This window comes from Roseomonas sp. 18066, assembly GCF_902706185.1.
Taxonomy (GTDB): Bacteria; Pseudomonadota; Alphaproteobacteria; order Acetobacterales; family Acetobacteraceae; genus Pseudoroseomonas.
Window position 1 is genome coordinate 1 of the sequence record NZ_CACSJM010000145.1, and the last position, 14,570, is coordinate 14,570.

Sequence of the window (14,570 nt, forward strand, 5' to 3'; positions counted from 1 at the left end):
GCTGGGGCAGGGGATGGAGGCTTTCGACGCTGCCTGCGCCAGCGCCTGGCTGCATGGCGACACGGCGACGCGGGCGCTTGGCGGCCGCCCCCCGGGATCACCTCTTCTGCCGGAGGAACTGTTCCCGGAAATTGGAAAAAGCCTTGCCTCGGCCCTTCCCAGCCCCCCCTGGCCTGGGGCAAGCTGCTCACCATATGTTTCTGCGGATTTCACTCCCGGCCGGCGCCGGGAGCGCTGAAGGAGGCACCATGTCCGACATCGCCGTGGCGGAAGCCGGCCTGTTCGATCGCGCGCTGAAGCGCGTCGCCCTGCTGTGGCGCGACATGGCCTCCTCCGTCTCCTCGCCCGCCGAGGATGCCAGCTGGGAGTCGCGGATGCGCGCCTGCCTGGAGGCCCGCGGCGGCGAGATCTCGGCCCGCGCCCGGGCGGCCGGGCTGGCGCAATCCTACACCACCCTGGACGAGGCCGGGCGCATGGCCTTCTTCCAGGCCCTGGCCGGCTTCGACTCCGACCCGGCCGCCGTCGAGGCGGCGATGCGCGAGGTCAGCGCCGCCCCGGACACCGCCGCGCGTGCCGCGGCGAAAGCCAAGCTGCGCCGCACGCTGGAGCCGCCGCGGCTGCGGCTGCTGACCCAGCTGACCACCATCCCGGACGGGGTGAAGTTCCTGGTCGACCTGCGCGCCGACCTGCTGCGCGGCATGGGGCGCGACCCGATGCTGCAGGCGCTGGACGCCGATCTGCGCGGGCTGCTGGCCAGCTGGTTCGACCTGGGCTTCCTCGAGCTGCGCCGCATCGACTGGCAGTCGCCCGCCGCCCTGCTGGAGAAGCTGGTCGGCTACGAGGCCGTCCACCGCATCCGCACCTGGCGCGACCTGAAGAACCGGCTGGATTCCGACCGCCGCTGCTACGCCTATTTCCATCCGCGCATGCCGGAGGAGCCGCTGATCTTCGTCGAGGTGGCGCTGGTCCAGGGCCTGTCCGGCTCGGTCCAGAAGCTGCTGGACGAGAAGGCGCCGGTGCAGGATCCGCGCGCCGCCGACACCGCCATCTTCTATTCGATCAACAACTGCCAGCGCGGGCTGGACGGCATCTCCTTCGGCAATTTCCTGATCAAGCGGGTGGTCGCCCTGCTGTCGGAAGAGCTGCCGAAGCTGAAGACCTTCTCCACCCTCTCGCCGATCCCGGCCTTCCGCCGCTGGCTGGAGGAGGCGCTGATCGAGCCCGAGCCCAAGCTGCTGACGGAAGAGGAGAACAAGCTCCTTACCGAGGCCTCCGGCCTGGCCGATGGCCATGCGGCGCTGCGCGCGCTGCTCGCCAACCGCCGCCCGCTGTCGGAGAGCTGGTGCGCCAAGGCCGAGCCGGTGCTGACCCGGCTCTGCGCCCGCTACCTGGTGCTGGAGACCAACCGCGGCGGCCGCCGCGCCCGCGACCCGGTGGGGCATTTCCACCTGTCCAATGGCGCCCGGGTCGAGCGCGTCTGCTGGCGCGGCGACATCTCGGAGAAGGGCATCCGCGAGAGCCTCGGCTTCATGGTCAATTATCTCTACGACCCGGCGAAGATCGAGGACTACCACGAGGCCTATGTCGGCGAGGGCACCCGCGCCGCCCCCACCGCCCTGCGCAAGCTGGCCCGCAGCGGTCCCTGACCGCCATGGCCTGAGATGGAAACATCGCAGGGCCTGCATCAGGCGGTCGAAGGAAGCCCTGGCGCCCGCTGTCTGCGTCGCTGCGACGGCAGCGGGCCTCAGGCCGGCGGGGGCACCGGCAGCGGCAGCTGCTCGAAGCCGGGTCGTCCCAGCAGATAGCCCTGGAACAGGGTGATGCCGAAGCTCCGCAGCATGTGGAACTCGGCCGCCGTCTCCACCCCCTCCGCCACCACGGCGCAGCCGAGCTCGGCGCAGAGCGCCGCGACATGCCGCAGGATCGCCTGGCGCGGCCGGTCGCGGTCGACGCCGCGGATCAGCGCCATGTCCAGCTTCACCGTGTCCGGCTGGAACTCGGCCAGCAGGCTGAGGCCGGAATGGCCGGCGCCGAAATCGTCGATCGCCGTGCGGAAGCCCATGGCGCGGTAGCTGGACAGGATCCGCAGCAGATGGCGCGGATCGGTCATCGCCTCGGTCTCGGTGAATTCGAAGATCAGCCGCTCGCGCGGCAGCCCGACCCGCTCCGCCGCCGCCAGGCTGGCGCGGATGCAGGCGCGCGGCTCATAGACCGCATTCGGCATGAAGTTAATCGACAGCGCCGCCGGCGTCGCCAGCAGCCCGAGCCGGGTCGCCAGCTCGATGGCGCGCACCCGGCATTGCTGGTCGAAGCCATAGCGGTTGGCCGCGGAAACCTGCGCCAGCACGCTGGCCGCGCCCTCGCCGCCGGGCCCGCGCACCAGCGCCTCATAGGCATAGAGGCCGTGACCCGCCGCGTCGCAGCGCAGGATCGGCTGGAAGGCCATGGTCAGCGGCGGCGCGGCCGGCGCGGCCTCGCCGCAGCCGCGGCAGCCTCCTGGGGCAGAATCGGGCTCGGGCATGGGGGCTCCTGGGTCGGAGGGCTTCTGCGCCAAACTTCTTACCGTTTCCTTCGCCTATGATGCGGTCGCGTCGCAGGCGGCGCCTGCTGCCTGGCGCGTCCCGCCGGGCGTGTGCTGCCGGGGGTCTGCTGCCTCTGGCGGCCTCCGCCCGTTCCGGTCCACCATGGCGGGGTCCGAGGATTGTCGCGAGCCAGGGGGGCAAACCCCCGGGGAGAGAAGACGATGAACGCCACGCCCGACCCGCGTGACCTGCGCGCCGAAGCCGGCGCCGCCCTGGAGCCCGACCGCCGCCTGGCCCTGCTCAAGGCGCTGGAGAAGAAACTGCTCTGGCTGTCGGCCTGGAGCATCCACAACGCCAACCACATCCGGCCCAACCGCGACGGGCTGAAGGTGGGCGGGCACCAGGCCTCCTCCGCCTCGGTCGCCGCCATCATGACGGCGCTGTATTTCGACATCCTCCGCCCGCAGGACCGCATCGCGGTGAAGCCGCATGCCGGGCCGGTCTTCCACGCCATCAACTACCTGCTCGGCCGGCAGGACCGGGAGAAGCTGGGGACGCTGCGGCAGTTCAGCGGCATCCAGCCCTATCCCAGCCGGGTCAAGGACGGGGCGGAGGTCGATTTCTCGACCGGCTCGGTGGGCCTGGGCGTCGCGCTGACCAGCTTCGCCTCCCTGGTGCAGGACTATGTCCATCTGCACGGCCTGGCCCGCGACGGCATGCCGCGCGGCCGCCATGTCGCCATCGTCGGCGACGCCGAGCTGGACGAGGGCAATATCTACGAGGCCCTGCTGGAGGGCTGGAAGCATGACATCCGCGATGTCTGGTGGGTGATCGACTACAACCGCCAGAGCCTGGACAGCGTCGTCCCCGACCGCCTCTTCGGCCGGATCGAGGGGCTGTTCCGCGACATGGGCTGGAACGTCGTCACCCTGAAATACGGCCGCAAGCTGGAGGCCGCCTTCGCCCGCCCCGAGGGCGAGCATCTGCGCCGCTGGATCGACGACTGCCCGAACAGCCTCTACTCGGCGCTGACCTTCCAGGGCGGCACCGCCTGGCGCGCGGCTCTGCTGGCCGAGCTCGGCCGCATCCCCGGCATCCGCGCCATCATCGACCCGCTGGACGATGCCGAGCTGGGCGCGCTGATGACCAATCTCGGCGGCCATGACATCGAGACCCTGACCGAGCAGTTCCGCGCCCAGGAGGCCGCCGGCGACCAGCCGACCTGCTTCATCGCCTACACGGTCAAGGGCATGGGCCTGCCGTTTGCCGGCCACAAGGACAACCATGCCGGGCTGATGACCCGCGAGCAGATGGATTCTTTCAGGTCCGAGCAGAATATCCGCGAGGGCCATGAATGGGACCTGTTCGAAGGCCTCGACATCCCCGAGGCCGAGCTGCGTGACTTCCTGGCCAAGGTGCCCTTCGCCACGCCGCTGACGCCCGAGGGCCGCTGCCTCTCGGCCGAGCCGGTGCCGGTGCCGCCGACCCTGCCGGCGCCGCGGCTGCCGCCCAACCGCATGGCCTCCACCCAGTCCGGCTTCGGCGAGATGCTGGCCGAGATCGGCCGCGGCAGCCGCGAGCTGGCCCCGCTGGCCAGCCGCATCGTCACCACCAGCCCGGATGTCACGGTCAGCACCAGCCTCGGCCCCTGGGTGAACCGGCGCGGTATTTTTGACCGCCACCTGAAGAACGACGTGTTTCGCGACGCCAAGCTGGCCTCCGCGCAGCGCTGGGGCATGTCACCGAAAGGCCAGCATGTGGAGCTCGGCATCGCCGAGCAGAATCTTTTTCTGGTTCTCGGCGCGCTGGGGCTGGCGGACCGGATGCACGGGGCGCGGCTGCTGCCGGTCGGCACCGTCTACGACCCCTTCGTCAACCGCGGCCTCGATGCGCTGATCTACGCCTGCTACCAGGATGCCCGCTTCCTGCTGGTCTCGACCCCATCGGGCCTGACCCTGGCCCCCGAGGGCGGCCAGCACCAGAGCAGCAACACGCCCCTCCTCGGCATCGCCCAGGACCGGCTGGTCGCTTATGAGCCCGCCCATCTGGACGAGCTCGCCATCCTGCTGCGCCACGCCTTCCACCACATGCAGCAGCCGGACGGCTCGGCGGTCTGGCTGCGGCTGTCGACCCGCAGCATTACCCAGCCCGAGCGCCAGCTCGACCCGGCCGCGGTGATCGAGGGCGGCTATTGGGCCGTCCCCCCCGCCGAGGGCGCCCGCATCGCCATCGCCTATCAGGGGCCGGTGGCGCCCGAGGCGCTGGCCGCCTTCGAAATGCTGCGGGAAGAAGAACCCGGCGCCGGGCTGCTGGCCATCACCAGCCCGGACCGGCTGCATGCCGGCTGGCTGGCCTCCCGCCGGACCGCGCGGCGCGGGCCGGGGGCGGCGCCCTCGGCGATCGAGCGGCTGCTGGCGCCGCTGGCGCGCGACGCGGCGATCGTCTCCATCCTCGATGGCCATCCGGCGGCGCATGGCTGGATCGGCGCGGTGCGCGGGCAGCGGATGGTGCCGCTCGGCGTCGACCGCTTCGGCCAGGCCGGCGACATTCCCGACCTCTACCGGGAATACCAGCTCGACACCGATGCCATTCTGGATGCCTGCGCCCAGGCGCTGCTCGGCTGAGCCAAAAACGAGACGAAGTCTTATTTATTCATCGTTAACATCGTTGCGGCATTGCGGGGCCGCCCATGCTCGCCGCCCTGCATTTCACCCCGCCCGAAAGCCGCGCCATCGCGGCGGCCCTGGCCCCGCTGCGCCTGCCGCCGCCGCCGGAGCTGCTGCTGCGCCGCCGGCGTGGGCAGTCGGGCATCCTGGTCGCCGCCGCGCTGGACGGGCAGGGGGCGGCCTGCCTGGTGCTGGACCCGCATGAGCTGCTGCCGGCGCTGGATTCCGCCGACCCCGAGTCGCTGGGCGGGGTCTGCCTGATGGCGGGCCGGCGGCTGCCGCTGCGCGACCTGCTGCGCGCGGCGCTGGCGGCCGAGGGCGATGCGGCGCGGATCCTGACCACGCTGCGCCGCGCCGCCCGCGCCGGCGAGGCGCCGCCATCGAAGAAGCTGACGGCCCTGCTGCCGGAGGGGCGGCTGCGCATCGCGCTGCTCGCCCTCCCCGGCAGGGGGCTGCTCAACCTGCTGGCTTAGAGCGTGATGGCTTGAGGTCGGATCACCGAAAAGCCTGAATCACGCGATCAAACAAAGAACTAGACCGAGTTGGCTTCGTCCTTCCGAAGGCAACGCGGTCTAGGCGGCGGCCGCGCGGGCGCGGAAGAAGGCCGAGAGGCGGCGCATCGCCTCCTCCGCCAGCGGCACGTCGATGGCGAAGCACAGCCGCAGCTGCCCCTGGCCGGCCGGGCCGAAGGCGGTGCCGGGGGCGAGCCCCACCTTGGCCTCGCGCAGGATGCGGACGGCCAGCGCCTTGGCGTCGGCTTCCCCCTCGACGCCGAACATCACGTAGAAGCTGCCCTCCGGCGGCTGCACCTTCACCCCCGGCAGCGCGGCCAGGCCCTCGGCGAAGACCTGGCGGCTGTCGCGGCAGCGCGAGACCATGGTGCGGATGAAATCGTCGCCCTGCTCGAGGGCTGCGACGCAGGCATGCTGGATGAAGGTCGGGATCGAGGTGGTGTTGTACTGGCTCAGGTTGTCGAAGACCGGGGCCAGCCCCTCGGGGAAGACCAGCCAGCCGGCGCGCCAGCCGGTCATCGCCCAGTTCTTCGAGAAGGTGTTGGAGATCAGCAGCCTGTCGCTCGCGTCGCAGACCTCGAGGAAGGAGGGCGCGATGGCGTTGCCATAGGTGAAGTGGTTGTAGACCTCGTCGGAGAGGATCCACAGACCGTGGCGGCGGGCGAGGTCCCGCAGCGCCACCATCTCGGCCTTGCCCATCACCCAGCCGGTCGGGTTGGAGGGGGAGTTGATGGCGATCACCCGGGTCTTCGGCGTGATCGCGGCCTCGATATCGGCCAGATCCAGGCGGAAGGCGCCCGGGCGGTCCTGGCGCAGCGCCACGGGCACAGGCGTGCCGCCCAGCACCTTCACCGTCTCGGCCAGGTTCGGCCAGTGCGGCGCCGGGAAGATCACCTCCTCGCCCGGGCTGAGCACGGCCTGCAGCCCCTGCATGATGGCGTTCATGCCGCCGGTGGTCACCGTGAAGCGGCTGGCCGGCACCTCGACCCCCCAGTGGCGGCGGTGATAGTCGGACAGCGCCTGGCGCAGCGCCGGCAGGCCGAGCGCATAGGTGTAGCGGGTATGGCCGGCCCGCATCGCGGCGGCGGCCGCCTCGACCACGAAGGGCGGCGTCGGCAGGTCGCCCTCGCCGATCCACAGCTTGATGACCTCGGGGTCCTCCCGCGCCAGGTCGGCGATCTCGGCGATCTGGTTGACCGCGAGGGCGCGGATGCGCTCGGCCAGGGTGTCGAAGGGCAGGGGGGAGGCGGCGGTGGTGCTCATGGACAGGGCCTTTGGCGTCGTCCCGCCTGTGTGAAGGGGCGCGCCCGGCGGCGCAAGCGGCGCCCCTTGTACGGTCCGCCCTTTCATTGCCGGCCCCCTTGCGCTAAACGCGCCGGCTTATGGAGGCGCCGGAACTGCGTTCGCGGGCGTGGTGGAACTGGCAGACACGCTGGATTTAGGTTCCAGTGGCGCAAGCCGTGGGGGTTCAAATCCCTCCGCCCGCACCACCGGCCGTCCGGCACGAGACTGATTCTTCAGGAGCATGTGTGGCGATGCAGGTGACCGAGCTGGCAGCCGAGGGGCTGAAGCGGGGCTTTACCGTGGTGGTTCCGGCGGCGGACATCGCCGCGGCGCGCGATCAGCGTCTGGCGTCGCTGGCCAAGGAGATCCGGCTGCCGGGCTTCCGCCCCGGCAAGGTGCCGGCCGCGGTGGTCAAGCAGCGCTACGGCGCGTCCATCATGGGCGAGGTGCTCGAGGAGCAGGTGCAGTCGATCACCAAGACCGTGGTCGATGAGCGTGGCCTGCGTCCGGCGATGCAGCCGAAGATCGAGCTGGTGAAGTTCGAGGATGGCAGCGATCTCGAGTTCAAGATCGAGCTGGAGCAGCTGCCCGAGATTCCGCTGCCCGACTTCTCGGCCATCGCGCTGGAGAAGCCGGTCGCCAAGGTCGGCGACGACGAGGTGATGAAGGCGCTCGAGGGCATCGCGTCCCGCAACCGCGCCATGGAAGACGTCACCGAGGACCGCGCTGCCACCCAGGGCGACGTGGTCGTCACCGACTTCATCGGCCGCGTCGTGGTCGATGGCGTGGTCGGCGAGGCCTTCGAGGGCGGCACCGGCACCGACATGCCGGTCGAGATCGGCGGCGCCGGCTTCATCCCCGGCTTCGCCGAGGGCCTCGAGGGCATCAAGGTGGGCGAGACCCGCCTGGTCGACGTGACCTTCCCGGCCGAATACGGCGCGGCGGAGCTCGCCGGCAAGCCGGCGCAGTTCGAGCTGACCGCCAAGAAGCTGCAGACCCCGGTCGCGGCGGCGGTGGACGAGGAATTCGCCAAGAAGCTCGGCCTGGAGAGCCTGGACGAGCTGAAGAAGCGGATCGCCGAGTCCCTGCAGGGCGAGTACGACCAGCTGTCGCGGCTGAACGTCAAGCGCAAGCTGCTCGACGCCCTGGCCGAGCAGGCCAGCTTCGAGGTTCCCCCCTCGATGGTCGACAGCGAGTTCGGCCAGATCTGGCAGCGCGTCGAGGCCGACCTGAAGGAAGGCAAGCTCGACGACGAGGACAAGGGCAAGGACGAGGAGACGCTGAAGGGCGACTACCGCGCCATTGCCGAGCGTCGCATCCGCCTGGGCCTGCTGCTGTCCGAGATCGGCCGCAGCAACAACATCCAGGTGACCAACGAGGAGCTGACCCGCGCGATGCGCACCGAGGCCAGCCGCTATCCGGGTCAGGAGCGCCAGGTCCTCGACTTCTTCCAGAAGAACCCGCAGGCGATCGACAACCTGCGCGCGCCGCTCTTCGAGGAGAAGGTGGTCGACTTCATGCTCGAGCTGGCCAAGGTCAGCGAGAAGGAAGTCCCCGCCGGCGAGCTCTCGGCCGAGCCGGCCGCCTGAGGCCGATTCCCCGGGGTCCGTCCCCCGGGGTGGAGGCCATCGCGGCGCGGCGGGGCGGTCCCCGCCCGCCGGCATGCCGCTGGCCCCGGTTCGCCCGGGACCGCGGCGAAAAGCCCGGATGGAAGGCGCGCCGCGGGGGTTCCCGGCGCGCCGGGCGCGCGGCGCCGGGTGGGGAAGGCGGGTCCGCCGGCAGGTCCTGTGGGACGATGCGACGGCAAGTTTACGCCCCCCTCTTTCGCGCCGCCGCCGGCTGCCCCATGTTAATCCCGAAGCGTTAGGGTGACGGCGGCAGGCCGGTGCCGGAAGGCCGTGGGCAAAGGGCCCGCGGCGGGGTCCGGCCCCCCTGCCACCGCGAGAGGATGCACAATGCGGGACCGCGATCCGGTCGAACTGTACAACAACCTCGTCCCCATGGTGATCGAGCAGACCGCCCGGGGCGAACGGGCCTTCGATATCTATTCGCGCCTGCTGAAGGAGCGGATCATCTTCCTGACGGGTCCGGTCTACGACCAGATGTCGTCGCTGATCTGCGCCCAGCTGCTGTTCCTGGAGAGCGAGAATCCGAACAAGGATATCGCCTTCTACATCAACAGCCCGGGCGGCGTGGTCTCGGCCGGCCTCGCGATGTACGACACGATGCAGTACATCCGCGCCCCCGTCAGCACGGTCTGCCTCGGCATGGCCGCCTCGATGGGCAGCCTGCTGCTGACCGCCGGCGAGAAGGGCAAGCGATTCGCCCTGCCGAACAGCCGGATCATGGTCCACCAGCCCTCGGGCGGCGCCCAGGGGCAGGCCACGGATATCGAGATCCAGGCGCGCGAGATCCTGTCGCTGCGCAAGCGGTTGAACCAGATCTACGTGAAGCATACCGGCCAGCCGATCGAGGAGATCGAGAAGAAGCTGGAGCGGGACAGCTACATGTCGGCCGAGGAAGCGCGCGACTTCGGGCTGATCGACCAGGTGGTCGAGGAGCGTCCGGCGACCGCCGCCGAGCTGGCCAAGGTGTGAGGGCGGCGGAAGCCCTGGGCCGGGGGCCGCGACCCCCGGCCCGGCTTCCACAGCCTGCCCGCCTGGCGGGGACGGGGCCGGCGCGGGCCGCCCTTTTTCCGTTCCACTTCCCCCCAGATGACGGGGGGGCTACAGTCCCGCACGATCGCCCGGCCCTTTGCCGGGGGGTCCAGGAGCGCTCATGAGCAAGTCCGGCGACTCAAAGAACACCCTGTACTGCTCGTTCTGCGGCAAGTCGCAGCACGAGGTACGCAAACTCATCGCCGGCCCGACGGTCTTCATCTGCGACGAGTGCGTCGAGCTCTGCATGGATATCATCCGTGAGGAGCACAAGACGCACCTGGTGAAGTCCCGCGACGGGGTGCCGACCCCGCGCGAGATCAGCAAGGTGCTGGATGATTACGTGATCGGGCAGGAGCACGCCAAGAAGGTGCTCGCCGTCGCGGTCCATAATCATTACAAGCGCCTGGCGCATGGCGCCAAGGCTGGCGAAGTCGAGATCGCCAAGTCCAACATCATGCTGGTCGGCCCCACCGGCACCGGCAAGACGCTGTTGGCGCAGACCCTGGCGCGCATCCTCGATGTGCCCTTCACCATGGCCGACGCCACCACGCTGACCGAGGCCGGCTATGTCGGCGAGGATGTCGAGAACATCATCCTCAAGCTGCTGCAGGCGGCCGACTACAATGTCGAGCGGGCGCAGCGCGGCATCGTCTATATCGACGAGGTCGACAAGATCAGCCGCAAGTCCGACAATCCGAGCATCACCCGTGATGTCAGCGGCGAGGGCGTGCAGCAGGCGCTGCTGAAGATCATGGAAGGCACCGTCGCCTCCGTGCCGCCGCAGGGCGGGCGCAAGCACCCGCAGCAGGAATTCCTGCAGGTCGACACGTCGAACATCCTTTTCATCTGCGGCGGCGCCTTTGCCGGGCTGGAAAAGATCATCGCGGGTCGCGGCAAGGGTTCGGGCATCGGCTATGGCGCCGAGGTCCGCGGCCCGGATGAGCGTCGCACCGGCCAGATCCTGCGCGAGGTCGAGCCCGAGGATCTGCTGAAGTTCGGCCTGATCCCCGAGTTCATCGGCCGCCTGCCGGTGGTCGCCACCCTGGACGACCTGGACGAGAAGGCGCTGGTCGAGATCCTGACCAAGCCGAAGAACGCCCTGGTCAAGCAGTACCAGCGCCTGTTCGAGATGGAGGCCACCAAGCTGACCTTCACCGACGACGCCATGCGTTCGGTCGCCACCCGTGCCATCCAGCGCAAGACCGGCGCCCGGGGCCTGCGGTCGATCATGGAGGGCATCCTGCTCGGCACCATGTTCGACCTGCCGGGCCTCGAGGATGTCGAGGAGGTGGTGGTGAACAAAGAGGTGGCCGAAGGCCGCGCCGCCCCGCTGTTCATTTATGGTGAACGGGCGGCGGAGCAATCTTCCGCATGAACCGGGCCCGGCGGCGGCGCCCGGCCAGTCTGACGGCCTGGACCGATGGTCCGGCCCGACGGCTTGCCTGGGCGCCCTGCCGGCCCCATTTCATGGGATTGTAAGCCCGTGGTGCGGGGCCGTGCCGATGACCGGGCGGACCTGCGCCGACTGTCCTGAGTGAGGTCCCCTATGGCGGAACAGAAACCCGAATCGACGAGCGGCGAGTTGCTGCCGGTGTTGCCGCTGCGCGACATCGTCGTCTTCCCCCACATGATCGTGCCGCTCTTCGTCGGTCGCGAGAAAAGCGTGCGCGCCCTGGAAGCGGTGATGCGGGAGGACAAGCAGATCCTGCTGGTCGCCCAGCGCAACGCGGCGCAGGACGATCCCGGCTCGGCCGATCTCTATGACATCGGCACGGTCTCGACCGTGCTGCAGCTGCTGAAGCTGCCGGATGGCACGGTCAAGGTGCTGGTCGAGGGCGGCAAGCGTGCCCGCGTGCTCGGCTTCAAGGAGACCGACCAGTATTTCGAGGCCTATACGGCGGCCCTCGAGGAAGAGCAGCCGGAGGCCCCTGAGATCGAGGCCCTGGCGCGCACCGTGGTCTCGCAGTTCGAGCAGTATATCAAGCTCAACAAGAAGATCGCGCCCGAGGTGCTGGTCTCGATCAACCAGATCGAGGATTCGGCCAAGCTCGCCGACACCGTCGCCAGCCATCTGAACCTGAAGATCTCCGAGAAGCAGGAGCTGCTCGAGATCGCCAGCGTGGCGCAGCGGCTGGAGCGCGTCTTCGCGCATATGGAGAACGAGATCGGCGTTCTTCAGGTGGAAAAGCGCATCCGCAACCGCGTCAAGCGGCAGATGGAGAAGACCCAGCGCGAGTACTATCTGAACGAGCAGCTGAAGGCGATCCAGAAGGAGCTGGGCGAGGGCGAGGACGGCAAGGACGAATCCGCCGAGCTGGAGGCCAAGATCAAGGCCACCAAGCTGTCGGTGGAGGCGCGCGACAAGGCGCTGGCCGAGCTGAAGAAGCTGCGCTCCATGTCGCCGATGAGCGCCGAGGCGACGGTGGTGCGCAACTACCTCGACTGGATCCTTTCCATCCCCTGGAAGAAGAAGTCGAAAGTTCGCAACGACCTGGCCAAGGCCGAGGCGGTGCTGGACGCCGACCACTACGGGCTCGAGAAGATCAAGGAGCGGATCCTCGAATACCTGGCGGTGCAGTCGCGCAGCCCGAAGATCCGCGGCCCGATCCTCTGCCTGGTCGGGCCCCCGGGCGTCGGCAAGACCAGCCTGGGCAAGTCGATCGCCAAGGCCACCAACCGCAACTTCGTGCGCATGTCGCTCGGCGGCGTGCGCGACGAGGCGGAGGTGCGCGGCCATCGCCGGACCTATATCGGCTCGATGCCGGGCAAGGTCATCCAGGGGATGAAGAAGGCCAAGACCAGCAACCCGCTGTTCCTCCTGGACGAGATCGACAAGCTGGGCGCCGACTGGCGCGGCGACCCGTCGAGCGCCCTGCTGGAGGTGCTGGACCCGGAGCAGAACTCGACCTTCGCCGACCACTACCTCGAGGTCGACTACGACCTGTCGGACGTGATGTTCGTGACGACCGCCAACAGCCTGCGCATGCCGCAGCCGCTGCTGGACCGCATGGAGATCATCCGCATCCCCGGCTACACCGAGGATGAGAAGGTGCAGATCTGCCGCCGCCACCTGGTGCCCAAGGTCACCGAGGCGAACGGGCTGAAGGATGGCGAGTTCAGCGTCACCGACGAGGCGCTGCTCGACCTGGTGCGCTACTACACGCGCGAGGCCGGCGTCCGGAACCTGGAGCGCGAGGTGGGTGGCCTGGCCCGCAAGGTCGTCAAGGAGATCGTCTCCAAGAAGGCCAAGAAGGTCGCCATCAGCCGCAAGAACCTCGACAAGTATGCCGGGGTGAAGAAGTTCACCTATGGCGAGACCGAGACCGAGGACATGGTCGGCGTCGTCACCGGCCTGGCCTGGACCGAGGTCGGCGGCGAGATCCTGACGATCGAATCCGTCATGGTCCCGGGCAAGGGCAAGGTGCAGACCACCGGCAAGCTCGGCGACGTCATGCAGGAGAGCGTCTCGGCGGCGCTGTCCTATGTGCGGTCGCGGGCGATCAGCTTCGGCATCAAGCCGACCACCTTCGAGCGGCGCGACATCCACGTGCACGTGCCGGAAGGCGCGACGCCCAAGGATGGTCCTTCGGCCGGCATCGCCATGGCGACCTCGATCGTCTCGATCCTGACCGGCATCCCGGTGCGCAAGGATGTCGCCATGACCGGCGAGATCACGCTGCGCGGCCGCGTGCTCCCCATCGGCGGGTTGAAGGAAAAACTGCTGGCGGCGCTGCGGGCGGGGATCAAGACGGTCTTCATCCCGAAGGACAATGAAAAGGATCTCGCCGAGATCCCGGACAATGTGAAGAAGGCGCTGATCATCAACCCCGTCGCCCATGTGGACGAGGTGATCAACAAGGCCCTGGTGCGCCCGCCGGAAGCGATCGACTGGAGCGAGCCCGAGGAGCCTGCGCCGCAGGCCGCCGACGGCAAGGGCACCGCCCCGGCCAGCCTGCCGCATTGACGCCTGCCGGCGGGGCGCGAAGCCCCGCCGCGACGACCGAGGGCCAGGAGCCGTTCCTGGCCCTTTTTTTGTGCCGATCGCACGAGTTTTTATACGCGGCTCCGGCCGAACCCGTTGCGAAGCCGCACCAAGCGGTTGAGACTGAGGCGGCCTGCGGGAAGCCGGTCCATCGCCGCCGGACCGGGCAATTCCGCCAGGCGGCGGGTTGCGGTAATCTTGACCCAGGGAATGACCGTCAGAGAATGACAGCCCAGGGCGGCCCGGCCAGAAGGCGGGCGCCGCCATCCAGAGTTCAGCTATCGAGACAGTCGGGGGACAGGACCACGTGAACAAGCAGGATCTCGTCGCGGTCGTCGCAGAGACCGGCGAGCTCTCCAAGGCCAAGGCCGGCGAGGTGCTCGATGCGGTGTTCGATGCCATCAGCGAGTCGTTGAAGAGCAAGCAGGAGGTGCGGCTGGTGGGCTTCGGCACCTTCTCCACCTCCCGCCGCAAGGCCGGCAAGGGCCGCAACCCGCGCACCGGGGAGGAGATCGAGATCGCCGCCTCCGCCACCGTGCGCTTCAAGGCCGGCAAGGCGCTGAAGGACGGGCTGACCTGAGACGTGCCTTCGGCGCGGGCATCCGGCGGGCCCGCGCCGCTCGATCCAGCCTCTGGCGACCAGGGGCGGGGCGCCGGCAGAAGGCCGTCCCCCGCCCGATGCGCGGCCCCGCTTTCCCTGGGGCCGCTTTTCCCTCTACACAGCCGCCTGGACGCTGAGGGCGCTTAGCTCAGCGGTAGAGCGCCTCGTTTACACCGAGGATGCCGGCGGTTCGAATCCGTCAGCGCCCATTCCCCGCCTTCCTTCCCACCTTCCTTCCCCTCGGCCGACAGCCTGGCCCCGCCGCCCCCGGTGCCGCGGGCCAACGGCGCTGTCATGCGCCGCGTGACACCCCGGCCACCTTTCGTCGTCGTCGCTTCTCGCT

General features: G+C 69.3%; 10 protein-coding genes and 2 tRNA genes. 10 read left to right on the forward strand and 2 right to left on the reverse strand.

The window, feature by feature from the left end; all coding sequences use genetic code 11:
* Positions 1–248: 248 nt before the first annotated feature.
* Positions 249–1,646, forward strand: a complete 1,398-nt coding sequence (locus tag GVN67_RS23290; protein ID WP_159999724.1) for a malonyl-CoA decarboxylase — start codon at positions 249–251, stop codon at positions 1,644–1,646.
* A gap of 98 nt (positions 1,647–1,744) precedes the next feature.
* Here the strand turns inward: GVN67_RS23290 and GVN67_RS23295 are convergent, their stop codons facing one another.
* The gene (locus GVN67_RS23295) at positions 1,745–2,521 is read right to left on the reverse strand and encodes an EAL domain-containing protein (protein ID WP_159999725.1); all 777 of its coding nucleotides are present in this window, start codon (positions 2,519–2,521) and stop codon (positions 1,745–1,747) included.
* A 222-nt stretch (positions 2,522–2,743) separates the two neighbouring features.
* On the opposite strand from GVN67_RS23295, the gene GVN67_RS23300 reads away from it, so the two are divergent.
* Complete coding sequence (locus GVN67_RS23300; RefSeq protein WP_159999726.1) at positions 2,744–5,146, forward strand: 1-deoxy-D-xylulose-5-phosphate synthase N-terminal domain-containing protein; 2,403 nt, start codon at positions 2,744–2,746, stop codon at positions 5,144–5,146.
* 65 nt (positions 5,147–5,211) lie between these two features.
* Positions 5,212–5,661: a hypothetical protein gene (locus GVN67_RS23305; RefSeq protein ID WP_159999727.1), complete on the forward strand. Its 450-nt coding sequence runs from the start codon at positions 5,212–5,214 to the stop codon at positions 5,659–5,661.
* Between the two features lie 99 nt (positions 5,662–5,760).
* On the opposite strand, the gene GVN67_RS23310 is transcribed toward GVN67_RS23305, so the two are convergent.
* Positions 5,761–6,963 (reverse strand): pyridoxal phosphate-dependent aminotransferase, encoded by a 1,203-nt coding sequence (locus tag GVN67_RS23310; protein ID WP_159999728.1) that lies wholly within the window; start codon positions 6,961–6,963, stop codon positions 5,761–5,763.
* Between the two features lie 142 nt (positions 6,964–7,105).
* On the opposite strand from GVN67_RS23310, the gene GVN67_RS23315 reads away from it, so the two are divergent.
* The 7 genes from GVN67_RS23315 (at position 7,106) to GVN67_RS23345 (ending at position 14,436) form a co-directional block, all read left to right on the forward strand.
* Positions 7,106–7,190: transfer RNA gene (locus GVN67_RS23315), tRNA-Leu, on the forward strand.
* A gap of 45 nt (positions 7,191–7,235) precedes the next feature.
* The gene (gene tig / locus GVN67_RS23320; protein WP_159999729.1) at positions 7,236–8,573 is read left to right on the forward strand and encodes a trigger factor; all 1,338 of its coding nucleotides are present in this window, start codon (positions 7,236–7,238) and stop codon (positions 8,571–8,573) included.
* Between the two features lie 366 nt (positions 8,574–8,939).
* Entirely contained in the window at positions 8,940–9,581 is a 642-nt protein-coding gene (clpP, locus tag GVN67_RS23325) for an ATP-dependent Clp endopeptidase proteolytic subunit ClpP (RefSeq protein ID WP_159999730.1), read from the forward strand.
* 181 nt (positions 9,582–9,762) lie between these two features.
* On the forward strand, positions 9,763–11,019 hold the full coding sequence (gene clpX, locus GVN67_RS23330) for an ATP-dependent Clp protease ATP-binding subunit ClpX (RefSeq protein ID WP_159999731.1): 1,257 nt from the start codon (positions 9,763–9,765) through the stop codon (positions 11,017–11,019).
* 171 nt (positions 11,020–11,190) lie between these two features.
* Entirely contained in the window at positions 11,191–13,608 is a 2,418-nt protein-coding gene (gene lon, locus GVN67_RS23335) for an endopeptidase La (RefSeq protein ID WP_159999732.1), read from the forward strand.
* A gap of 325 nt (positions 13,609–13,933) precedes the next feature.
* Positions 13,934–14,206, forward strand: coding sequence for an HU family DNA-binding protein (locus GVN67_RS23340; protein WP_076956206.1), 273 nt, complete (start codon positions 13,934–13,936; stop codon positions 14,204–14,206).
* A gap of 158 nt (positions 14,207–14,364) precedes the next feature.
* Positions 14,365–14,436, forward strand: a tRNA-Val gene (locus GVN67_RS23345).
* Positions 14,437–14,570 lie beyond the last annotated feature (134 nt).